The organism is Rhodococcus sp. OK302 (assembly GCF_002245895.1).
In the GTDB taxonomy this organism is placed as follows: domain Bacteria; phylum Actinomycetota; class Actinomycetes; order Mycobacteriales; family Mycobacteriaceae; genus Rhodococcus_F.
Window position 1 is genome coordinate 877728 of sequence record NZ_NPJZ01000001.1, and the last position, 23288, is coordinate 901015.

Consider the following 23288-nt stretch of genomic DNA (forward strand, 5'->3'; position numbering starts at 1 on the left):
TACTGGACAGACCGCATTTCGGCTGCTCGCAGCCATCGCGCAAATATTTGCCGGTTCCGGCACTTCCAGACCGAACAGCAACCGAAAGGCTTCATTCGTCATGGAATTTATCCACTCCACACGAACCCCTGACGGTTACCTGATCCGCGTCGTCGACCGACGCCCGATCAACCGCACACCGCGCCTGAGCGCCCGAGAAATCGAAGTTTTGCTCGCCTGGCTTCGATCGGATTCCAAAGGGGAAGTAGCCGTACTACTCGGTCTCGGCGTCGGCACGATCAACACGCATATCGCCCGAATCCGTGCCAAGTACATCGGTGTCGGCCGACCCGCTCCGACCAAGGCGGCACTGTTTGCCCGGGCGGTACAGGACGGTCACACGACGCTCGAAGAATGGTGAATTACACCGGCTGAAGCTCGGCCTCTTTCACCTTCGGCTGCGCCGGACGCAACCAACGTGGGAACCACGACGGCTGCTTGTCGGGTGCCTGATCGAGGACACCGCCGGCCGGATCGTCGATGAACCCGTACCGCACCAAGTCCTCGTCCGGACGGTAAATCTGGCGCAGCACCACCGCGCACAGAACCAGGACGGCAATATCTCGGATCACAACAGTTCCGGTGAACCACTGCTCGGGCAGTCCCTTGTTGGAGACACCGAGGTAATACATCATCCGCGGAACCCACACCAACGCGTCGATAGTCATCCACGCAAGAAGCAACCGGCGATGCGGCAAGGCCAGAACCGCCAGCGGCACCAGCCACAGTGAGTACTGCGGACTCCACACCTTGTTGGTCAGCAAGAATCCCGCGACCAACAGGAAACACAATTGCGCGACTCGAGGGCGTCGTTGCGCCGTGAGCGCGACATACCCGACGCCGACACACACCACGGCAAACAGAACGAACGAGACTGCGTTGAGGTTCGACGGTGACTCACCCTGCGCAAGCGGACCGTCCAGACCCGTCCACGGCGTAAACGACATGATGACGTTGTAAATCGAATCGGGATCGGCCCCGCGCTCGGAATTGAGGCGGAAGAACTCGTACCACCCGTTGGGGAACAAAGCCGCGATCGGCAGATTTACCGCAAGCCACGCCGCGACGGCACTGAGCGCCGTCACCAGCCACTCACGAGTTTTGCCGGTACGCAGACACAAGACCAACAACGGTCCGAGCAACAACAGCGGATACAGCTTGGCCGCGCCACCCAACCCCAACAAGATGCCCGCCAGAACAGGCCGCTTACGCGCCCACGCCAACAAACCACCCATCGCGAACGCCGTCGCCAAAGGATCGAAGTTCGTGAAAACATGCACGATCACCAACGGCGAACATGCAACCATCGCGCCGTCCCAGACACGTCGGCCCGCCAGGAGCGTGCTCGCCCACACCGTCACCAACCACGCCAAAGCCAAACCGAAAGCGACCACGTTGAAGTAGAGCGCCACCTGAATTGCGCCCGGCAGCCACGTGATCGAATCCCACGCCTTCGCGACCTTCATCGAGCCGTACTGATAGAGCCCCGACAACACCGGATACTCCATGTACCGCGTCTGAATCGAACCGTCTCCGCGAGTCTCTTCCCACGATTTCTTGTACGGGAACGCACCCTGATCGAGTCGCTCCGCGCCGTACAACGGCACCGTGTCCGAGTAACACAACGCGACATACTGACGCGAGCCACCCCAGTCCAGACCCATCTGGCCCTGATCACCGAACGGCGCCTGCTGAATACACGCGGCCTTCGTCGACCAACCCATCGCCAAAAAGACCACGGCCAACAGCAGGATTACCCGCATCGGCGTAAAAAAACGGGTCCGGCCGATCAGCGCATGCCGACCGACCGGACCACCGACGGTTCCCGACAGTGCAGACACCATCGGATCGTTCCGACTCGGAACATCACGCCAGTCAGCTGACCGCGCATCTTCCGCCAACCGGGCAGGGGATTCGGAAGTCCGAAGTTCTGCCGGAGTTGTCGGATCGGCGTCATCTACATTGGCGGCCACTCCGCGAGGCTACCGCCTCGACTACTGTCCGGGGCTCACACCTGCCGGAGTCTCTTCCGTTGTTGTCACCGCGCCCGGCGCCGCGGTTGTTGTCGTGGGACGCGCCACTCCGGGAACCGGAATCGTGATACCCGGAAGAATCTCGATATTTGTGGTCGTCACGACCACCGGCGGCTGCGTTGTTGTTGTCGGAGCCGCCGTAGTGGTCGGCGGAGCAGTCGTCTTCGGCGGAGCCGGAGCCGTGTACTCGGGAACACCACCAGCCTGACCGTTGATCTTGCCCGGCTTCGGGAACTTCTCGTTGTCCGTGCCGTCGAGCGCGCCGTCCATCGTGTCCTTCCAGATATCGGAAGGCAGACCGGAACCGTAGATCATTCCGCCGTTCGAATTGGTGATGGCCTGACCGTCCGTCGTACCGACCCACACTGCCGTCGACAGTGAAGGCGTGTACCCGACCATCCAGGCGTCCTTGTTCGCACCCGTGTCACCGAGCTGCGCCGTACCCGTCTTCGACGCCGACAGACGCCCACCGGCCAAGTTGTGACCGTTCGAGTAACCCGCGATGGGCTGCATCGCCGACGTCACGTTGTCCGCGACAGCCGGATCGATCCGCTGCTCACCCTCCGGCGTGCCACGGTCCAGGAGAACTGTTCCGTCAGCCGCGACGACCTTCTCCACGAAGTGCGGAGCGTGGAACGTACCGGACGCTGCGAGAGTCGCATACGACGACGCCATATCCAGCACCCGAGACTGGTACTGGCCCAAAACGATTCCGTTGTTGGGGCCGGTACCGTCCGACTCGGTGAGCGACGGGCCGACGCCCGGAATGTTCTCCGGGATACCGGCCTTGTGCGCGATGTCCGCGATTTCCTGCGGGCCGTTGCCGTCGAGGCTGAGCATCTGACGGTAGAAGCTGGTGTTCAGTGAACGCTTGAGAGCCTCGGCGATGGTGCAGGTTCCACAGCTTTCGCCTTCGACGTTGCCGATCGAGATGCCGTTGATCGTCAGCGGCGAGCTGTCATACATCTGCGACAGCGGAATGCCCTGATCGAGGGCTGCTGCCAAACCGAATACCTTGAACGACGAACCCGTCTGCAAGCCGGCATTGGCGAAGTCGTAACCGATTCCGTCCTCACCGCCGTAGTAGGCCTTGACGCCACCGTTACGCGGATCGACCGACACAACGGCGGTCCGCAGATCGTCCGGCTCACCCTTCATGTTGGAGCGCACCGCGTCCATGGCCGCAGCTTGCGCTTGCGGATCGATGGTCGTAGTGACCTGGAGGCCTTCGGTATTGAGCGACTGCTCGTCGATGCCGGCATCCGTCAGCTCACGGAGAACCTGATTCTTGATCAGACCCTCCGGCCCCGTGGTGCCTTGGCTTCCGTTGTCTACCTGAGCAAGTGGAATGTAAGCGGGATACTTCATCGGCGCGCGCGATGCCTGATCCAACGTTCCGGCGGTCACCATGCCGTCGAGCACATAGTTCCAACGCGATTCCGCGCCAGTCGGATTGGTCTCCGGATCAAGAAGTGACGGCAACTGGATCGACGACGCCAGCACAGCGCCCTCCTCGGTCGACAGCTGATCGACCGGCTTGCCGAAGTACGCATTCGACGCTGCCCCGATGCCGTACGCACCGCGTCCGAAGTAAATGGTGTTCAAATACGCCGCAAGAATGTCGTCCTTGGACCACTCGTTCGCCATCTTCGACGCGATGACAAGTTCCTTCATCTTTCGCGTCATCGACCGCTCGGAACCGACCAGCGCCTTCTTGACGTACTGCTGCGTGATCGTCGAACCACCACCGGCGCTGTCACGGCCAAGAACGTTGTCACGGGCCGCACGCGCAAAACCGGAAACGGAGAATCCGGGGTTCGTGTAGAAGTCCCGATCCTCGGCAGCAAGCACGGCATTGCGCACATGAACCGGAATCTGATCGAGCTGCACCTCGGTACGGTTACCCTCCGGCGGAACGACGGTACTGATTACCGTGCTTCCGTCCGACGCAAAGATCGTCGCAACCTGATTGGTCTTGAGGTCACCCGGCTTGGGCACGTCCTGCACGATGTACGCCGCCATGAAAGCGAGCACCGGCAACACCATGCCGAGCGCCACCAACACATACGCCGAGCGGCGAACCGTGCGCCACTTCGACTTCTTCTTCACAGCGTCCTTCTGTCCCTTCGGGGGTCGACCACCAGTGCCGTCGCCACCACCGGAACCGCCTGTCGGCGGCTTCGTCGGCGGGGGGCCGGCCGGTGGACGCCCGCCGGCATTCGTGCGGGTGGTTTCGGCAGTCTTGTCGAGGCGAGGGGTCGCTGCGGCAGCAACGCGCTGTGTCGGTTCGCCACCCGGAGCCGGGCGATTCTGCGGCGGGCGACCTTGCTGTGCGCCTTGCTGCGGGCGGCCCTGCGGCGGCGGGCCCATCGGGCGGCCCTGCGGCGGACCCATTGGGCGGCCCTGCTGAGGACCTTGCTGCGGACGGCCTTGTTGCGGGCGTCCCTGTTGCGAACCTTGCTGCGGCGGACCCATCGGACGGCCCTGCGGAGGGGGACCCATCGGACGTCCCTGCGGCGGACCCATCGGACGGCCCTGCTGAGGACCTTGCTGCGGACGACCCTGCGGCGGCGGGCCTGGTTGCCGGCCTTGCTGCGGGCGACCTGGCCCCACGGGGCGATCGTCGGGGTTGTTGGTGGGGGAACTCACGAAATCAAATCTCCAGTGGTCATGGACCGATCACATGAGACTTAGATCGGGCCCTTCGTCGGGTGTGGCGTTACTCGCTGGCGGTGCGCCGGCTTACAGACTGCTCTCGTCTGCTCGGTGGACGTGCTCGCCGCGGTCGCGGCGGCGCAGGGACTGCGCCGAGCACATAGGACTGCACCAAGTGGTTCCAACTGCAGGAACGGCACACTTCTACGTCGTGCACCGTGAACTCCTCTGCTGTCTCCGCAAGCCGAGCGAGCTCGTCCGTCGTACGGGCTGATCCCGAAACTTGGCCGAGCTTCTCGCCGAACACCCAGGACACGAGCGTCAACTGTTCCTTACGGCAGATGGGACAGAGAACATCACTGCCCCGGCCGTGGAACTTCGCGGCTCTGAGTAGGTACGGATCGGCGTCGCACACCTGCTTGACACCGGTCCTACCCGCAGACACCTCAGCCAGCACGGACCGACGCGCGAGCGCGTAGTCCACAACTTGCCGCTGTATCCGCACCCTGACCAGAGTACGTGCGTCCGAGAGGCAGCGGACTGTTCGGGAGGGTCACGATGAACACATTTTCACTCGACGATTGGGCGCTACCAGCGGAGATGAAGTCCACCTGTGAGTTCTCCGCAATCGCGATCGCGGCCAAACGTACGGAAAACCCCCCGAAATCACACATTTGACACGGATCTATCCGTGACAACTTGGTACACATAGCAGCCAAGTGTGTGGTTTTATATATCGGCGCGATATAGTTAGACATCGCATCAAGCGGTTAGGTCCACAGACTCGGGAGGTGTCAGTTGCTCGAACTCGCAATTCTCGGGCTACTCCTCGAGTCACCGATGCACGGATACGAGCTGCGCAAGCGGCTCACCGGTCTGCTCGGCGCATTCCGTGCGTTTTCGTACGGATCGCTGTACCCGGCACTTCGGCGCATGCAGGCCGACGGATTGATCTCGGAAGACGTCGACAACGCCACCGGCACGCTCAAGCGTCGGGCGCGTCGCGTCTACAAGCTCACTCCGGAAGGCCGGCAGCGGTTCACTGAATTGGTCGCCGACACGGGACCGCAGAACTACACCGACGACGGCTTCGGCGTTCACCTCGCCTTCTTCAGCCGCACCCCCGCAGAAGCGCGGATGCGGATCCTCGAAGGCAGACGACGCCAGGTCGAAGAGCGCCGCGAAGGGCTTCGCGACGCCGTCGGCCGGGCCAGCGGATCGCTGGACCGATATACCCGCCAGCTCCACCAGCTCGGACTCGAGTCGAGTGAACGCGAAGTGCGTTGGCTCAACGAACTGATCGCAGCTGAGCAATCGACAACAGGAATTTCCCAGAAAGAAGGAGAGCCCGACCATGGGTGAGAACAGCACCGCGGTGCGCGTAGCAATTGTGGGCGTGGGTAACTGTGCCTCGTCCCTGGTTCAGGGCGTCGAGTACTACAAGGATGCGGACGAGACGGCCACCGTTCCCGGCCTCATGCACGTCAAGTTCGGCAAGTACCACGTCCGCGACGTGCAGTTTGTTGCCGCTTTCGACGTGGACGCCAAGAAGGTCGGCTTCGACCTCTCCGAGGCAATCCTCGCCAGCGAGAACAACACCATCAAGATCGCTGACGTCCCGCCGCTCGACATCCCCGTCCTGCGCGGCCCGACACTCGACGGCATCGGAAAGTACTACTCCGAGACCATCGAACTGTCCGACGCCGAGCCTGTCGACGTGGTTCAGGCACTCAAGGACGCCAAGGTCGACGTCCTCGTGTCCTACCTGCCTGTCGGTTCCGAAGCCGCTGACAAGTTCTACGCTCAGTGCTGCATCGACGCAGGCGTCGCCTTTGTCAACGCACTGCCCGTCTTCATCGCCTCCGACCCGGAGTGGGCTGCCAAGTTCAAGGACGCCGGCGTCCCGATCGTCGGCGACGACATCAAGAGCCAGGTCGGCGCAACCATCACCCACCGCGTGATGGCGAAGCTGTTCGAAGACCGTGGCGTCGTACTGGACCGCACGTACCAGCTCAACGTCGGCGGCAACATGGACTTCAAGAACATGCTCGAGCGTGAGCGTCTGGAATCCAAGAAGGTCTCCAAGACCCAGGCCGTCACCTCGAACCTCACCGGTTCGCTCGCCGGCAAGGTTCACGACCGCAACGTCCACATCGGTCCCTCGGACTACGTGGAGTGGCTCGACGACCGCAAGTGGGCATACGTCCGCCTCGAAGGCCGCGCCTTCGGCGACGCTCCTCTGAACCTCGAGTACAAGCTCGAGGTCTGGGATTCGCCCAACTCCGCCGGCATCATCATCGACGCCGTCCGCGCAGCCAAGATCGCCCAGGACCGCGGCATCGGTGGACCGGTTTACCCGGCTTCCGCCTACCTGATGAAGTCCCCGCCGGTCCAGATGGCTGACGACAAGGCTCGCATCGAGCTCGAAGCGTTCATCATCGGAGCCGATGAGGCGTAGCCAGACGCCGCGCCGACGAGCTTAAGTCTCGACACAAAAGTGGCCCGCACCGATTGGTGCGGGCCACTTTTGCTGTGCGCACAGCAGGACTACTTCTTGATCCAGGCCTCGTCCAGCAGAATGATGCTGTCCAGGCTGGGCATGAGTCCGTAGACGTTCTCACTCCACGGCACGAAGTTGGCGCCGGCTCCCCAGACCATGATCGGCACCTGCTCGTTGAACAGGGTCTGCAGATCAGCCAACGCAGCCTTCTTGTCCTCGCCATTGCCGGCTGCCTGAATCGCATCCAGCATGGCATCTACCTCCGGGCTGGCAACGCCGACAGTGTTATTCACCGAGGTGCTGTGCAGCGCCGAGTAGAGCCGCAGGAACGGTGCCGCGTCGAGCAGCCCGTTGCCGCCGAGCGCCAAGTCGTAATTGTGATCAGCGTAGAGGCGCTTCACCATGTCGGCGGTACTCGCCGCGTACTCGACGGTGACGGTGAATCCCACCGACTGCAGCATCGCCTGCACCGCCAGAGCTGCAGCCTGACCGTTGGGATCCTGCGTACCAAGATAGGTGACGTGCCCGTCGTAGCCGTCCTTCTTTGCCGCGTCGAGCAGTTCACGGGCCTTCACGGGATCCAGACCGACTGGCTCGATGCCGTTGTGCCACAACGACCACGACTGGAAGATCTCGCTACCCGGCATTCCCTTTCCGCCGCGAGCGCGCTGATCGAGAACAGCCGGATCGATCGCGTAATTCATCGCCTGACGCACCCGTACGTCTGCTCCCGGATGTCCGGCGCGATTGTTGATCTGGCCGACCATCGACAGACTGATGAACTCGGCGTACCCCGGGAATTTGCCCTTGGCTGCCTCGACCGTCTCGGAGTTGCGCAGATACGCCATCTGAACGCCGCCGGTGGCGAGGGAATCGATCTTGGCCTGTTCACCTTGAATGGATACGAACTTCACCTGATCCAATTTCGGTGCGCCGCCCCAATAATCGGCTTTCGATGCCAGAACCAACTCATCCGGCGGCGAGAAGCGTTCCACCGTGAACGCGCCCGCTCCGACCGGCGTGAATGGTTCCGCTGCATACGAACTCGGCGCAACGATGACGCCGTGACCGAAGCTCAGCATCGCCGGGAACTCAGCCCACGGCCGATTCAGCGTGAATACCACCGTCGACGGACCTGCCGCCTCGACGCTCTTCACGCTCGACGTCCAGATCTCGTTGTTTGCACCGCGTTTCGCGTTGTAGCGATTGATACTCGCTACCACCGCGGCACTGTCGAGCGGGGTGCCGTCACTGAACTTGACGTTCTCGCGTAGAGACAATGTCCACGTGAGGTTGTCTCCACTCTCGTCCAGGCCCTTCGCCAGCTGTGGATCGTACTTCCCGGTTTCTGCGTTGTACCGCATCAAGAGGTCGTAGATCGCCGCCAATTCGGTACCGCCGGTGGCGCCGGTGATCTGCGTCTTGGCCGGGTCCAGACTGACCACCGGAGCGTACGACGCATACGTCAGTGTGCCACCGGAGAGGGGCGCGCCGCCATCTCCTTGGCTTCCGAGAATCCCGGAAGCTTGCGAACTATCGGATTCCTTTGAACCACTTACATTTTCGACCTCTTGATTCGCTTCCCCCGCACACCCTGCAAGTAGCATTCCGCTTGCGAGCGTAGCTACGACCAACTTTCCGAACCGCACCAATTTTGTTCGAGTCATATCTGTTCCCTCACCGTGGACTTGCAGAATTGCGGACGTCGAACTCACATCGGTGCAGGCCGACCCGCGCCGACCGTGCAGCGGCGAACCTTGCGAACCAAACCGGCATGGTCACTGAGCGCCCGATGGTTTGTGCAGCGCTCGTCCCACAGAGCAATGTCGTTATTCTGCCAGCGCCAACGCAATTGGAGGCTGGGCTCCTCGAGTCCGCGGCGAAGCAGATCCAGAATCGTGTCACTTTCCCGGGGCGTCATACCGACGAGGTTCCGAACATTCGACCCGCACATGAACAGGGCTGGGCGACCGGTTTCCGGATGCTTGCGAACGAGCGGGTGGTAGACGCCGGAGAATTCTGCCGAAACCTTGTCCCACACTTCCTGTCCGAACTTCTCGATGGTGATCTGTTCCATCAGTTCACCCGGATGCACAAACTGCTCGAGTTCGAGGACCAGGCGCTTCATCGGTTCGGAGAGATTGTTGTAAACGTCATACAGGTTGAGCCACATGGTATCTCCACCCGCATCGGGGGTGTGACGCATCGAGAGAACACCGAAATCGGGTGGCGTCTCGAGAATCGCGACATCGGTGTGCCAGAGGTCCGCCTTGGGCGAACTGTTGGGGCCGTCCTCGATGAATTCCATCGGACGATCGAGACCACGTGCCCGCGTAGTGGGGTAGACGTTCGGAATACCGAAGTTGGACGCAAAATCGAGATGCTGTTGATCTGTGAGGTCCTGGTCGCGGAAGAACACCACCAGATGTTCGCGAATTGCTCGCGAAATATCCTCGAATTGCTGTCCCGAAAGCGGCTGGGCTAGGTCGATGCCACTGATCACGGCACCGAGGCTCCGCGTAACAGGTGCAACTGAGATGGTTTCGTATTCCATGACGATCTCCTGAAGGGGATAGATCTGCCCAGTGGCAGAGACGACAAACGGACCGGCGTAGCGCTTCGGGTACGCCGAAGAGACTGGCGGTCTCGACAGAGACAGCACCAATGATGTTGTTCCGGTGGAAGTTTCGATACTACGAATCTTCGATGATGAAAGTTGGTGTCAGGGATTATGCGGAGCAGTCAGAGCGCCGACGGCCATTTCGATCAGATGCGTCACCATGTCGTCGAAAGAAGCGGCGCCGGCAAGCAACCCCTCTTCCTGACGTTGCTCGTAGGCCGCGAAAGCCGAGACCATCATGTTCATGATCAGATCCACCCGAGTCGCAGCCGCATCTTCCGGGAGGTGCACCAGCGCCCGGCGGAGCCTGACGATGATCTCGCGACTGACGTCACTGATATCCGCAAAATCACGGCTCGTGAAGTCGACCCGCGGTGTCATACGTGCCGAGAATCGTGCGTAATGCGAACCGTCCGTGGCACTTCGGAGATAGTTGGCCAGCGGGACGATCGACACTTCGATGAGCGAACGGATGTCTTCGCCGCGCCCTTCACTGTCGACGACTTCGAGATACGCACTGCGCGCTTCGTTCAGCTTGGCCAGACGACGACGGAAGACTGCAAGGAACAATCCGTCGCGGCCGCCGAAGTAGTACTGCACGGCGGACACGTTCTTCTGTCCGGATTCGATCACGATCTCACGCAGAGAAACCTCGTCGACACCTCGTTCGGCAAACATCCGATCTGCTACATCGGTGATTGCGTCTCGCGCTGGACTCGGCTTGCTCATGTAATGGACCATATGATGCAGGGCATTAAAAGTCAATGAAATTTGAGACGTGGGTTACACCGATAGACTTCGGATGAACGCTTACACGTGAATCGAGGCTCCCATGTCGATGTCATCGCTCCCCGTGCTCGACCTCGCACTGTCCGAGAATCCGGACACCGCCGAACTGTTCCGCAAGCAGCTCCGCGATGCGACGCACGAGATGGGCTTCTTCTACCTGGTGGGCCACCGAATCTCCGATGACCTGCAACGACGCCTACTGAGCGTCGCCCGTGAATTCTTCGCTCTACCGACTGCCGAGAAACTGGCCATCGAGAACGTCCACAGCCCGCACTTTCGTGGATACACCCGCCTCGGCGGAGAACTCACCGAAGGTAAACAGGACTGGCGCGAACAGATCGACATCGGTACCGATCAACCCGCTGCCCAACTCACCGACAATTCGCCGGCGTGGGAGATTCTGCAAGGCCCCAACCTATGGCCCGACGCGCTTCCCGAACTCCGCGAAGTCATCACCGAATGGAATGACGCACTCACATCCGTAGCACTGAAACTGCTGCGGGAGTGGGCAGTTTCCTTGGGCCAGGATCCGCACATCTTCGACGAGGCGTTCGCCGAAGACCCGTCCATCCTGATCAAGGTTGTGCGCTACCCGGGCAGGCCGCCCGGTGCGGGAACTCAGGGCGTCGGCGGACACAAGGACGCCGGAGTGTTGACCCTGCTGTACATCGAACCCGGCAAAGGCGGACTACAGGTAGAGCACGACGGCGAGTGGATCGATGCGCCGCCGATCGACGGCGCGCTGGTGGTCAATATCGGCGAACTACTCGAGGTAGCAACCGGTGGATACCTGAAAGCCACGGTGCACCGGGTTATTTCACCGGAAGGCGGCGGTGAGCGAATCTCGGTGCCGTTCTTCTTCAACCCGAACTACGCAGCTCAGATCCCGGAATTCGATCTCCCACCGGAACTCGCAACGCGCGCCACCGGAGTCACCGTGGACGCGAACAATCCCATCCACGATTCCTACGGTGCCAACGCACTCAAGAGTCGCTTGCGGGCGCATCCCGACGTGGCGGCCCGGTGGTGGCCGAAAATCGTTGCGGCCCAGGGCTAAGGGTCTCCATTCAGTCGAAGTTCCGGGCGATGATTGCGCGGACTATAGCTGCCGTCGGGAAATCTGCCATGACGGTTCCGGTGCGTCCAGTTCTGCTCTCTCCCAGATACTTCTGGGTGCGCCGAAGAATTCCGTCCACGCCCGGTGCGCCTCGTGCGACTGTCACCGGTACCGTTCCTTGCGCCCACGCGGCCGGACCGGAGCCATTTGCGCTGAGGTGGTTGACAAAGAAGGTGTCCGCCGATTCGACGCGACTCCGCTCGAAATAGGTGCGCACCTTCTCCCACTTGACGGCAATACCGGCAAGGTTCTCGAGTTCGAAGTCGTCCTGCATCGCCACCCGAGGGTCGCCCCAGCGCGGCCCGAAAGCGGTTGTCGCTGAGAAGTCTTGCAGCACGACGATTTTGCCGCGGGCCGCGCCGAGGATTGGTAGGCCCTCCACATCGCCGCCCGGTGCCGTCCAGAGGTGTTCGGCCAGCAGGTCACGCGTCTCGGGATTCTCGCGGATGTACCAGTTCAGTGTCGATTCGAACGAGCGAGTGTTCTCCGCGGCGGTGAACTCCTCCTTCACCCGCATCAGAATCGTCTCGCCTGAATTTTCTCGGAGGAAGGCGCTGACGTGGCGCACGACGTCGGCGAAATTCGCGTGCAGATATTCGACGTCGTGATGGATTGCGAATGCGTCCCGAAAGTGCCTGCACCGGATATCGATTGCTCGAATCCCGGCCGCGAGTTGCGTGGGTAGATCGCTGTCCTGGGTGGCGGCAAAAATACTGGCACCGCACGCCATCGAATCGTGAGTGCCGGGGATCGAGAGCGTGCTCAGTGTCGTCGAATCGGCCAACCGGCTCATCCAGTCCGGAGCGAGCGAGTCTGCCAGATCACCGCCGGCGGTACTCCCGGCAGACAAGGCTCCGGGTGAGAGCGAATCTCCTGACCCTGAAAGTGATTGTGCACCAGCTGATCCAGGTTTCATCACCAGCCCGATTGCGGGCAGGAATGCCAATCCGCGCAATGCGGCCCGGCGGGAGATGGTCGGAGGTTCGGGCACAGCGACGTTCTGGAATCCGGGGAATGTACGCCGGACGGAGCTACCGGACTGCTCGTATCGAATCAATGAACGGCTCATCTCTGATCTCGTCACTGTTCATCCGGATCGAGAGTGGACGATTGTTCAGATTGTTATACCAGGAGAATTTGACGAGTTTCGCAGAATTGAGCGAATAGCAGTTTCGGAAGTTCGAGGCTGGTAGTCATCCCCGTTCACTGGCGGGATGCGAACTGAACTGTTCGGCCAGCGGCGGAGCGTCCCACATGCCGGTGACGACCTCGATATACACGCCGGCGTTGGTGCTGCGGGCCTTCTCGAGTGCGGCGTCGAGCTCACTGGACGTCGTGACGCGCGCAGTGAACCAGTCGACGCATCCGAGTGCTGCCGAAAGTTCGGTGTACCGCCACTCCGCGAGATCGTTGTACCGGGCCGACGGTAGCTTGCTGATGATGCGTTCGATCAGGTAGCCCTTCCCCAACTTCGACGACGATCAATGCTCCGACGTAGCAGAAAGGTCCGTAAATTGTTGCAGCCCAGCACTATACGTCCCATACGTCGCCGAGATCGACTGACGGCACTCATCGACGCGACCGTCGCTCGTTCAGAAATTAAGTGCCACAGAAGGTTTGGAAGGTCTCACTGAATGACTGCGGGGCAGCCGTGGCGTAGTCGGACCACTCGTCGCGTCGCGCGAACGGATGCGTGACAACCTCCAATAGCTTCTCGAAAGGAACGAGATCGCCGTCGGTCGCGGCGCGCAACGCAGCATCGAGCTGATGATTGCGGGGGATGTACAGCGGGTTGACGCAGTCCATTGCGTCCGCGGTCTCCGCTGCCCCGCGCCCCTGTTCCGTGAGGGCGCCGTGCCACCGTTCCAACCAGGGACCGATGCGCTCCCGTGGCACGAGGCCGTCGAGGGGCCCCGAATTTCCGCGCAGCCCTTCCGCGAGAGCACGGAAGGTTCCCGTCCAGTCGGCACCGTGTTCCGCCATCAACGTCAGCAGATCTTCGACCAGCGCGTGATCGACGATCTTGCCGGCCAGACCGAGTTTTGCCGCCATACCGGCCGCATAGTGGCGCTCGTACCGCTCGTCGAAGCTGTCGAGAACTGCTGACGCCGCGGCAATCGCATCATCGGGTGTGGAATCGATCAGCATCAACAGTGTTTCCGCGAGGCGTGCCAGATTCCACTGCAGGACAGCGGGCTGATTGCCGAACGCATAGCGGCCGCCGCGATCAATCGAACTGAACACAGCCGACGGATCGAACGCGTCGAGAAAGGCACACGGACCGTAATCGATGGTCTCCCCCGAAATGGTCGTGTTGTCGGTGTTCATCACCCCGTGGACAAAACCGATGAGCATCCACTTCGCCACCAGTGACGCCTGCGCCTCGACCACCGCCTCGAAGAACCTCAGGTAGCGGTTGCTTTCACCCGTTGTCGGCAGTTCGATCAGCTCCGGGTAGTGGCGGGCGATCGCGTAGTCGGCGAGCTGCTGCAAGACCTCGCCCTGCCGGACCGCGTATTCAAAGGTGCCCACCCGGAGATGACTGGACGCGATCCGTGCGAGCACAGCACCGGGTTCGGCGCCGCTGCGGCGTACATCCTGGCCCGTCGCGACCACCGCCAGTGCCCTCGTCGTGGGACAGCCGAGGGCATACATCGCCTCGCTGACCAGGTATTCGCGCAGCATCGGGCCGACAACGGCAAAGCCGTCACCGCCGCGAGAGAACGGCGTGCGCCCCGAGCCCTTGAGATGCAGATCCACTCGCCGACCATCACTGTTCACCAGTTCTCCGAGCAGCAACGCCCGACCATCGCCGAGGATTGGTGCGTACCCACCGAACTGATGACCCGCATACGCCATCGCCACTGGTTTCGCCCCGACCGGCGCCGTCGACCCCGACAGGACGCCTATCCCGTCCTCACTTTGCAGTGCCTCGACGTCCAACCGCAACGACGCCGCGAGTTGCTCGTTCACAACAAGCAACTCGGGATCCGGCGCCTGAGCGCCTTGCCACGGCACCGTCAAAGCGCCCAGCTCGTCAGCGAAGGTGCTCTCGAGGCCGGCCACTGCCGGGTCGGTGCCTACGGTGGAATCTTGGATTGCAGCCATCACACGAGGGTAGCGACCACGCGAGTTGTCCCGTCGCTCACGACCGACAGCGCAATACAACGATCAGATAGCGAACGCCCGAATACCCGAACCGGACTAATCGCCGCAAGCAATGATTCGTTCGAGAACCGGTACCCCACATCGTTTCAGCCGAACATGACGCTCATCATCGACCCTGAGAAAAAATTTCCATCGAGAGGAAACCGTGAAAACAGAAATCAGTTGCGGGCCCGCATTCGCGCTAGCCGAGATCAGTGTTCCCGCCGGCGGATCAGTCCGCGTCGAAGCAGGAGCAATGGCGATGATGCGGGGCGACATCGCCATCACCACCTCGACCCGAGGTGGCTTCATGAAAGGTCTCCGCCGCTCCCTGGGTGGGTCGAGCTTCTTTGTCAACGACTTCAGCAGCGATCGTGGTGGTGTCGTTGGCGTCGCCGGCGCACTGCCGGGGGACATAGTCGAAACCACCATCGACGAAGGGACACCACTGCTCGTCCAGTCCGGCTGCTGGCTCGCATCCGATGCAACCGTCGACGTCGACTCCAAATGGGGCGGCAGCAAAGGATTCTTCAGCGGAGCCGGACTTGTTCTGCTGCGGTGCAGCGGAAGAGGCGAGATCCTGCTCTCCAGCTACGGCGCCATCCGTCCGGTGACACTCGCCACGGAAGAAACCATGACACTCGATTCCGGTCACGTCGTCGCGTTCGACGAGTCCGTCCAATACCGCATCCGCAAGGCCGGCGGCTGGAAGTCGATGATCCTCGGCGGCGAAGGCATCGTCACCGAATTCACCGGACCCGGCCGAGTCTGGATGCAGACCCGCAGCGCAACAGACCTGGTCGACTGGCTTCGCACCCGGATGCCATCGAGCAGCAGTAGCAGCACTAGTAGTAGCAGCAGCTGAGCGCGACCGACTTCAACCAGGTGACAGTTCCCGCGTAGCAAATCCGCCGAACGTCACACAGATCCAGCCCGATACTGCATTCTGGACAAACGTTCAAATGAGAGGTCTGGTCTTGCGCAAACTCCTGTTGATCCCGTTGGTGGTGCTGGCCCTGCAGGTCGCGCCGACCGCAACCGCAGCGCCTGCCCCGAACACCGAGCCGGCGGTGACCGCCGACGGCTGGACGCTGCCGCGGCTGACCGTCAAGGATCGGGCGATCACCGACGTGACCGGCCGGACCGTCCTGCTCCGCGGCGCAAACATCAACCAGATCAACGACTATGCGCAGAACGACCCCTCCATCCCGGCCACCGCGCCACTCGACCGCACCGACTTCGCCCGGATGGCCACACTCGGTTTCAACGTCGTGCGGCTCACCATCGCGTGGTCCGCCCTCGAGCCCACCCCGGGTGCCTTCGACCAGGCGTACGTGGCCCGCATCCGCGAGGCCGTCCAGGACGCCAAGGACTACGGCATCTACTCCGTGCTGGACATGCACCAGGATGCCTGGGGCAAGTCCGTCGGCACCCCCGCGGACCAGAGTTGCCCCGAGCCGATGCGCGCGGGCGTCGGCTGGGACGGTGCCCCCGCCTGGGCCACCCTCACGAACGGCTGGACCACCTGCAACATCGCAGGCGTCCGGGAGACCGCACCGGCAGTCGCCGCCGCGTTCCAGAACTTCTACGACGACGTCCAGGGCGTCCAGGGACACCTCGTCAACACCTGGGCGAGGCTGGCCGGCGAGTTCAAGGACGAGCCCGCGGTCGCCGGCTACGACCTGATGAACGAGCCCAACCCGGGCCTGCGTGATCCGTTCACCGCCGCCGATCAGATCGGCCGCTTCTACCAGCGGAGCATCAACGCGATCCGAGGCGCCGAGCAGGGCGGCTTCCCACACCTGGTGTTCTTCGAGCCGAGTGCCGTGTGGTCTGCGTTCGGCGTCGACGCCCTGCCGCCGCGCCACTACCTGGCCGACCCGCTGGTGGTGTTCTCGCCACACCTCTACGCCGGGTCGATCACCGTCAGCAGCGACCTTCCGTCCCTCGAGCAGGGCTTCGACATCGCCGAGCGTGCAGCTGCGGTCTACGACGCGCCGCTCTGGACCGGCGAGTGGGCTTGGTTCGGTGAACCCGAGGAAGACGCAAACCAGGTCGAGCGATTCATGGATGCGATGGACGCCCACAAGATGGGTGGAGCCTGGTGGTCGTGGTCGCAAGCGTGCGGTGACCCGCATGCCGTCCGGGACGGCAACACCGGCAAGCCGATGGGCAACCTCAACCGCATCGACTGCCCGTCCGGCGAGCAGTTGGGGCTGGTCGAGGGCTTCGCCAAGCCGCTGTCTCGGGCCTACCCGCGCGCGACCCCCGGAATACTGACAGAGATCACCGCATCCGGCTTCACGGGGACCGGATCCGGACGCCTGGAGGCCTGGTACCCCGGACCCGACCGTCCTGTGCTGGCCACCACCAGCGTCTCGGACCCGGTCCTGACACAGGTGGCCGGAGGCTGGCGTCTGACCGCCCGCACCGACGGCGCCTACTCGGTGACCGCCCACTGAACCTATGAACTCGACATCGGCCGACCCGAGCACGCTCGGGTCGGCCGAATCCAGCACTTACAGTGCTGCGGCGACCTTCCACGCAGTGTGGATTGCACCCTCGATGTAATCGACCTCGACGGCGTCACCGACAACATGCACATCGGAAACCACACCCACCAGCGCGTCGGCGAGCGGCGCCTGCGCCGAAACACCCGATGCGACGACGACCATGTCGGCCGGTGCCGTAAGAGTCTCATCGCCGACACGGAACTCGACGTGTTCCTTGGTGATTCGCTGCACGGTCGCATTGCGGTGGATGGTCACACCCACTTCCTTGGCGTGGCGCACAGCAGTCCAGCGACGCGGCATAGCCATCGGCACACCCAACTGCTGGCCTTCCTCGAGCAACGTCACGTTACGGCCACGCTCAGCCAGGAACTCCGAAAGTTCCAGCCCGACAAGAGAACCACCGATGACAACGACGTTCTTGCCCATCGGCAGGAACTTGCGTGTCACGGTTCGGATTGCGGCAGGGCTCTTGGTGATGCCGGAGAGCTTACCCAGCTTGGCCATGATCCGAAGGAATGGCGGCACCTGCGAAGTATCACCGGCACCGGTCATCAAGGCGCGCAACGTATCACCGGTGTGCACGTGCGGCAAGTCGCCACCCGGAACACTGGGCCGATCACGAACTGCGCCCGTGGCCACCACAACCACGTCGGCGTCGAGCGCCTTGATCGAAGCGACGGTGGCCTCGGTGTTCAACCGAATATCGACACCCAAACGCTCGACCTCGACCTTCAGCCACTTCAGCAAACGACCGTTGTCCGGCGTCGTAAGGCTGGAGAACCAGAGTGTGCCGCCAAGACGATCGGACTTGTCCAGCACCGTAACTCGGTGTCCACGCTCGCTGGCCACGCGAGCAACCTCGAGTCCGCCGGGACCCGCGCCGACAACAACAACGTGCTTCGGAGTAGCGGTGCGCACGAGCGGAAGCAATGTTTCATTACCCAAGGCGGGGTTCACCGCACACAGCGGAGTCTCGTCCCAGAAGTTTTCCTGAACGCACACATAACAATTGATGCAGGGACGGACGCGCTCCGGCGTTCCGGCCTTGAGCTTGTTCACCAAGTCCGGATCAGCGAGCAGCTGGCGACCCATCGCCGCGAAGTCCGTGCGCCCTTCCCCGATCATCTTCTCGCCGACCTCGGGGAGCATACGTCCGACGGTGATCACGGGAATCGATATCGCCTGCTTGATTCGCGTTGCATTGTCGGTGTAAAAGCCGACCTTGTCAGGCAGGGGTCCGTCGGTGAAGTTGGCAAAAGCATTCAGTGCGGTACCGGTGACGTGGATGGCGTCAGCGCCGGCCTCCTCGAACATCTTTGCGGCCGCAACTGCCTCGTCGACGGTTAGCCCGTCGGTTTCGCCATACTCTTGACCGGCCAGACGCACGATGACGGCAAGCGAATCGCCGACCTCCTCCTTGACCGCGCGAATAACTTCACAAGACAGGCGAGCCCGATTCTCCATGGAACCGCCGTACTCGTCGCTGCGTTGGTTCGTGTACCGACTCAGGAAAGCCCCGAGGACGTAGTTGTGGGCACAGTGAATCTCGACGGCGTCGCCGCCCGCGGCCTTCACCCGGCCGGCAGCCTCGGCGAACATGCGGACCAGCCAATCAAGATCTTCCTTGGTGGCCTCATGGTAAGTCGCCTTCTTGCCCTCGTTGATGGCACCCATCTTGCCCAGTTCTTCGGGTGTGCAATCGGCCATCGCGCTCATGTCACTCGGCGGTTTCGGCATGGACGGCACCAGCTGCGGTCGGCCGTCGAGGGTGTCGATGCGCGCCACCTTGCCGTGGTGCGTCATCTGCACACACAGCTTGCTGCCAGTGGCGTGAACGGCGTCGGCGAGAGCCTTGATTCCGGGGATGAACCGGTCTTCCGAGAGCCCCGGTTCCTTGCGGCTGGTGCAGCCCATCGGATATGCAACAGCGCAGCAACCGGTGATGATCAGCCCGGTTCCGCCGGCCGCGCGGGCCAAGAAATGATCGATGTCGCCCTTCTCGATCTCACCGTCTTCGCAGAGGTTCATGTCCATTGCGGGCAGAACAACGCGGTTGGGGATGGTGATGGGACCAATGGTCCCGGGAGCGAGCAGGTGCGAGAACGTCTGGTTGCGGATCACGAGTAGACGCTAAATCTCATTGCAACGTCGCATTGCGCGGTTCCCGATCAACGGGATTTCACCGGGGGTGATCCTCGAGACAATCCCCAATTACCTCCAGTGCATATTCCAGATCCGCAGCGTCGACTCTGCCGTACCCGATCACCAGGCCGCCTGGCTGCGTGTGGGTACGAGCAGACTCCCCGACGGTCGGTACCTCCACTCCACGCCGAAGTGCCTCGGAAGCGACAGCCTCGGCCACACTCGCGTCCAGCATGAGCGTCGTGTGCATGCCGGCGCCCAGGCCACGTAATTCTCCGAACCTGGACAATGCATTTTCGACGGACCGATCTCGCTCCCGATATCGACGACGCGCAGTGCGAACTGCCCGATCCCACTCTCCGTCCCTCAGTAGCGAGAGCAGTGCCCGCTGCAGCGGAACCGAAGGGAAGTCGCCGATACTTTTTCGATGCGCCGTGATTCTCTCGACCAGTTCTGCCGGAGCAACCAACCAGCCCAGTCGAATTCCCGATCCGAGAGTCTTGGCGACAGTCCCGAGGTACACCACCCGGTCGGGAGCAAGCTGAGCCAGCGCGGGCAAAGGTGCTACATCATAACGGAATTCGGAATCGTAATCGTCTTCGAACAGAAGCACGTCACGAGCCCGCGCGAAGTCGATCAGCTGGTTGCGTCTACTCACCGGCAGCAAGCCACCCGTCGGATACTGGTGCGAGGGAGTCACATACACGCCTCTTACATTCTGCGATGATTGCTCGAGGATGTCGACGCGAAGTCCGTGAGCATCCACTGGCACGTCGAAAAGCGACCAGCCACTAGCCACTGCTGCCGACGCAGCACTGCGGTAGCCCGGATCTTCCAGTGCCAGTACGGCGTCGGGAGATCGCAGTGCCGACAAGGCAAGACCGAGCCCGTGAGTGGCGCCGGACGTGATCACGATCCTCTCCGGCTCGACTGACATTCCGCGCGCTCGCGCCAGCAATTGCGAAAGAGCAGAGCGCAATTCGAAGTCTCCGGCCGGATCCGGATCCTTGAAAGGCGGTGGCAGCACTCCGACGTCCCGCCAGGCTCGGCGCCACGCGGCCGTTGCACGCGGAGGAGTCCACGGCACTCCCGGACGCAGTTCCACCCGGGAAAGGGCGGGCTCGGTAGTCTTTGCGGCTTTCACAATCGGCGTGACGACGGGCGACGGCGCCTCGGCCACAAAGGTTCCCGATCCTTGCGCTGTCGCCAGCCATCCCTCCGCGATCAACTGCTCATAAGCACGTTCCACGACGCCACGCGCAACGTGCAGTTCGGCGGCCAACTTTCGCGAGCTGGGTAGCCGCAGACCCACAGCCGCTTGCCCGCTACGAATATCTGCCCTGAGGTGATCGGCAATCTGTATCGGAAGCGAGCGGCGGTCCGTCCGGTCCAGCACGACGGCAACCGCCGAGGGCAGAAACATTGCAGTCCTTCCGAAAGTGGCCTATCAATTTACCCACAAATTGGACCATGACTTCGAGCCACTTGGCAATCAGGATTGTTGACATGACAGATTCCGTTGCCCTCGCCGAACAGTTGTCCCCAACCTCTCGCACGACGCACAAGCGGGGACGTCATCACGGTGTCGCGGAGCGGAATGCGCTCTTCGACGTCCTGCGTTCTGCCAAGCTGTGCCATCTGGGTGTGATTACGGACGGTGCGCCCCTGGTGTTGCCAACCGCCTACGGCTTCGATCCGAACGGCCCGGACCAGGGCGGCACCCTTTATCTGCACGGTTCAGTGGCCTCACACAGCCTCTCATCGGACGGCGAAATCTGCGTCACCATCACCCTTCTCGACGGGCTTGTCCTGGCACGGTCCGGATTTCACCATTCGATGAACTACCGCAGCGCCGTGATTCTCGGCCGGCCCCGAGTCGTGACAGACCCGGAAGAACGACTCGATGCGCTCAATCTTATTGTCGACCAAGTAGTTCCCGATCGATCCGGCCACCTACGCGCACCGACACGCAAGGAACTCGCCGCAACACTGGTGCTTGCGCTGCCGCTGCACGAAGCATCCGTGAAGGCCCGCACCGGCGGCCCCGGCGACGATGCCACTGACATCGGCGTCGAAAAAGTATGGGCGGGAGTGATTCCGGTATCTACTCGGTTCGGCGAACCGCTACCCTCGGAAGACCTCGACAGCGATATCCCACTACCGGAACACGTCACGTTACTCACCTGAGTGAGTGGCGACGCGGTAGCGCGCGAGAGCCGTTCACGCGACCGTCTCGGTGTGGCGGAACGATCATGGCCGGAGTTCGCGGCACCGCTGCACCGTTTCGGGTCTCGAGAAACGGACGAACCAGGTCGAGAGGTAGCGGGAACACGATGGTGGAACTGTTCTCGTTACCGATCTCGTGCAGCGTCTGCAGATAACGCAACTGCAGGGTGGTCGGATTACGACTGATCACCTCAGCCGCGTCAGCAAGCTTCGTCGACGCCTGGAATTCGGCTTCGGCGTTGATGATCTTGGCTCGCCGCTCACGTTCAGCCTCGGCCTGTCTTGCGATGGCGCGCTGCATGTTTGCCGGAATTTCGACGTCCTTGATCTCCACCGTGGTGACCTTGACGCCCCACGGTTCGGTCTGCTGATCGATCACCTTTTGCAGGTCTTCGTTGAGCCGTTCACGCTCGGAGAGAAGGGCGTCGAGTTCCGCCTTACCCAGGATGGAGCGCAACGTCGTCTGCGCGATCTGCGACGTAGCGGCGAGGAAATCTTCGACCTCGACGATTGCACGGTCCGCGTCAACCACCCGGAAGTAGGTGACGGCCGTGACTTTTGCCGGCACGTTGTCGCGGGTAATTACCTCCTGGACAGGGATTTTCAGCGTCACAGTCCGCAGGCTTACCCGCTCCATCCGGTCGACAGCCGGAATCAGCACCACCAGACCCGGCCCTTTCGATGTGATCAACCGTCCGAGGCGGAACACCACGGCGCGCTCGTATTCTCGCAAGACGCGAACCGACATGCCCACCAGCACTACGACGAACAAGACGATGATGGACAAGGCAATAAGAATGGTGGTCATAGCGGCAACTCCCACGGTTCACGACGGCGTACCGACAACGTCAAGCCCCGGATCCGCTCGACTACGACGGATTCGCCCGTAGTCGGCGCAGGGCCTTCCTCGTACCCGAACTCCATTCGGGCCCTCCACAATTCACCGGCCATCTCGACCTGCCCCTGCGAGCCGGACCAGCTACGAACCGTTGCATCAGAACCGATCAGGGATTGCATTCCGGTGCGTACGGGTGCGTGTCGGGCCGTCAACACTTTCCGGCTCGCCACTGCCGCCACACCCAAGCCTGCCACCGCGACCCCCGCCGTCACCGGGACCGCGATCAGCTGACCGGTATCGCCGGACGTAAAAAGCAACCAGACGCCCGCCGCGAAGATGAGGGCACCCACGCCGCCGAGCACCCCCGCGGTCGGGGCATGCGCCTCGACCACGATCAACAAGACACCCAACAACAGGGCCACCACGCCCAACGTCGTCATCACTCGTCTCCCACGATCACGCTCGCGAGGGCACGGTCGCTTCGCGTAGCCATCTCGCGATCGGGCCCTCGACATCAACGGTAATCACGTTCGGTGGGAACTGCCACCAACCAACGGAAGTTCTCCGAAGGCCCGTGATGGGCTGATAGCCGATCGGTCACTGCCGTCTACCTGATGGGAAAAATGCATATTAGTTAAATTTGGCACAAATACTGCTACCTTCACAGCT

Annotated in this window: 20 protein-coding genes; 7 read left to right on the forward strand and 13 right to left on the reverse strand. The window is 62.1% G+C overall.

Features of this window, described 5'->3' with window-relative positions:
- The first annotated feature begins 100 nt into the window (after positions 1–100).
- Entirely contained in the window at positions 101–400 is a 300-nt protein-coding gene (locus BDB13_RS04025) for a LuxR C-terminal-related transcriptional regulator (RefSeq protein ID WP_254922703.1), read from the forward strand.
- 1 nt (position 401) lies between these two features.
- On the opposite strand, the gene BDB13_RS04030 is transcribed toward BDB13_RS04025, so the two are convergent.
- The 3 genes from BDB13_RS04030 to BDB13_RS04040 all read right to left on the reverse strand — a co-directional run bounded on the left by BDB13_RS04030 (position 402) and on the right by BDB13_RS04040 (position 5232).
- Complete coding sequence (locus tag BDB13_RS04030) at positions 402–2012, reverse strand: glycosyltransferase family 87 protein (protein ID WP_094270512.1); 1611 nt, start codon at positions 2010–2012, stop codon at positions 402–404.
- Between the two features lie 21 nt (positions 2013–2033).
- The gene (locus tag BDB13_RS04035; protein ID WP_094274658.1) at positions 2034–4181 is read right to left on the reverse strand and encodes a transglycosylase domain-containing protein; all 2148 of its coding nucleotides are present in this window, start codon (positions 4179–4181) and stop codon (positions 2034–2036) included.
- Between the two features lie 610 nt (positions 4182–4791).
- Positions 4792–5232, reverse strand: coding sequence for a DUF5318 family protein (locus BDB13_RS04040; RefSeq protein ID WP_094270513.1), 441 nt, complete (start codon positions 5230–5232; stop codon positions 4792–4794).
- Positions 5233–5525: 293 nt separating this feature from the next.
- Here BDB13_RS04040 and BDB13_RS04045 point away from each other — a divergent pair, with 293 nt between their 5' ends.
- Positions 5526–6089: a PadR family transcriptional regulator gene (locus BDB13_RS04045; protein ID WP_094270514.1), complete on the forward strand. Its 564-nt coding sequence runs from the start codon at positions 5526–5528 to the stop codon at positions 6087–6089.
- Positions 6082–7185, forward strand: coding sequence for an inositol-3-phosphate synthase (locus BDB13_RS04050; protein ID WP_094270515.1), 1104 nt, complete (start codon positions 6082–6084; stop codon positions 7183–7185). The genes BDB13_RS04045 and BDB13_RS04050 overlap by 8 nt, the downstream gene beginning before the upstream one ends.
- Before the next feature lie 89 nt (positions 7186–7274).
- On the opposite strand, the gene BDB13_RS04055 is transcribed toward BDB13_RS04050, so the two are convergent.
- The 3 genes from BDB13_RS04055 to BDB13_RS04065 form a co-directional block, all read right to left on the reverse strand.
- On the reverse strand, positions 7275–8894 hold the full coding sequence (locus tag BDB13_RS04055) for an ABC transporter substrate-binding protein (protein ID WP_094274659.1): 1620 nt from the start codon (positions 8892–8894) through the stop codon (positions 7275–7277).
- Positions 8895–8938: 44 nt separating this feature from the next.
- Positions 8939–9781 carry a TauD/TfdA dioxygenase family protein gene (locus tag BDB13_RS04060; protein ID WP_141210609.1) on the reverse strand — a complete coding sequence of 281 codons (843 nt, stop codon included), beginning with the start codon at positions 9779–9781 and terminating at the stop codon, positions 8939–8941.
- 168 nt (positions 9782–9949) lie between these two features.
- On the reverse strand, positions 9950–10576 hold the full coding sequence (locus BDB13_RS04065; RefSeq protein ID WP_094270517.1) for a TetR/AcrR family transcriptional regulator: 627 nt from the start codon (positions 10574–10576) through the stop codon (positions 9950–9952).
- 103 nt (positions 10577–10679) lie between these two features.
- Between BDB13_RS04065 and BDB13_RS04070 the strand changes: the two genes are divergently transcribed.
- The gene (locus BDB13_RS04070; protein WP_094270518.1) at positions 10680–11693 is read left to right on the forward strand and encodes an isopenicillin N synthase family dioxygenase; all 1014 of its coding nucleotides are present in this window, start codon (positions 10680–10682) and stop codon (positions 11691–11693) included.
- A 10-nt stretch (positions 11694–11703) separates the two neighbouring features.
- Here the strand turns inward: BDB13_RS04070 and BDB13_RS04075 are convergent, their stop codons facing one another.
- The 3 genes from BDB13_RS04075 to BDB13_RS04085 form a co-directional block, all read right to left on the reverse strand.
- Positions 11704–12822, reverse strand: a complete 1119-nt coding sequence (locus tag BDB13_RS04075; protein ID WP_094270519.1) for a phosphatidylinositol-specific phospholipase C — start codon at positions 12820–12822, stop codon at positions 11704–11706.
- A 124-nt stretch (positions 12823–12946) separates the two neighbouring features.
- Positions 12947–13222: a hypothetical protein gene (locus BDB13_RS04080; protein WP_094270520.1), complete on the reverse strand. Its 276-nt coding sequence runs from the start codon at positions 13220–13222 to the stop codon at positions 12947–12949.
- Positions 13223–13352: 130 nt separating this feature from the next.
- A complete protein-coding gene (locus tag BDB13_RS04085; RefSeq protein WP_094270521.1) occupies positions 13353–14861 on the reverse strand; it encodes a protein adenylyltransferase SelO in 1509 nt (502 codons plus the stop codon).
- Positions 14862–15066: 205 nt separating this feature from the next.
- On the opposite strand from BDB13_RS04085, the gene BDB13_RS04090 reads away from it, so the two are divergent.
- Together BDB13_RS04090 and BDB13_RS04095 are read left to right on the forward strand one after the other, a co-directional pair.
- On the forward strand, positions 15067–15765 hold the full coding sequence (locus BDB13_RS04090) for a TIGR00266 family protein (protein WP_169635075.1): 699 nt from the start codon (positions 15067–15069) through the stop codon (positions 15763–15765).
- A 112-nt stretch (positions 15766–15877) separates the two neighbouring features.
- The gene (locus tag BDB13_RS04095) at positions 15878–17362 is read left to right on the forward strand and encodes a glycoside hydrolase family 5 protein (RefSeq protein WP_094274660.1); all 1485 of its coding nucleotides are present in this window, start codon (positions 15878–15880) and stop codon (positions 17360–17362) included.
- A 57-nt stretch (positions 17363–17419) separates the two neighbouring features.
- Here the strand turns inward: BDB13_RS04095 and BDB13_RS04100 are convergent, their stop codons facing one another.
- A complete protein-coding gene (locus tag BDB13_RS04100) occupies positions 17420–19534 on the reverse strand; it encodes an oxidoreductase (protein ID WP_094270523.1) in 2115 nt (704 codons plus the stop codon).
- Positions 19535–19592: 58 nt separating this feature from the next.
- The gene (gene pdxR / locus BDB13_RS04105) at positions 19593–20978 is read right to left on the reverse strand and encodes a MocR-like pyridoxine biosynthesis transcription factor PdxR (protein ID WP_094270524.1); all 1386 of its coding nucleotides are present in this window, start codon (positions 20976–20978) and stop codon (positions 19593–19595) included.
- 83 nt (positions 20979–21061) lie between these two features.
- Between pdxR and BDB13_RS04110 the strand changes: the two genes are divergently transcribed.
- The gene (locus BDB13_RS04110; protein ID WP_094274661.1) at positions 21062–21742 is read left to right on the forward strand and encodes a pyridoxamine 5'-phosphate oxidase family protein; all 681 of its coding nucleotides are present in this window, start codon (positions 21062–21064) and stop codon (positions 21740–21742) included.
- On the opposite strand, the gene BDB13_RS04115 is transcribed toward BDB13_RS04110, so the two are convergent.
- Positions 21735–22589 carry a slipin family protein gene (locus BDB13_RS04115; protein WP_254922704.1) on the reverse strand — a complete coding sequence of 285 codons (855 nt, stop codon included), beginning with the start codon at positions 22587–22589 and terminating at the stop codon, positions 21735–21737. The two genes, BDB13_RS04110 and BDB13_RS04115, sit on opposite strands and share 8 nt — an antisense overlap.
- The gene (locus BDB13_RS04120) at positions 22586–23059 is read right to left on the reverse strand and encodes an NfeD family protein (RefSeq protein ID WP_094270525.1); all 474 of its coding nucleotides are present in this window, start codon (positions 23057–23059) and stop codon (positions 22586–22588) included. Before BDB13_RS04120 ends, BDB13_RS04115 begins: the two co-directional genes overlap by 4 nt.
- Positions 23060–23288: the final 229 nt, after the last annotated feature.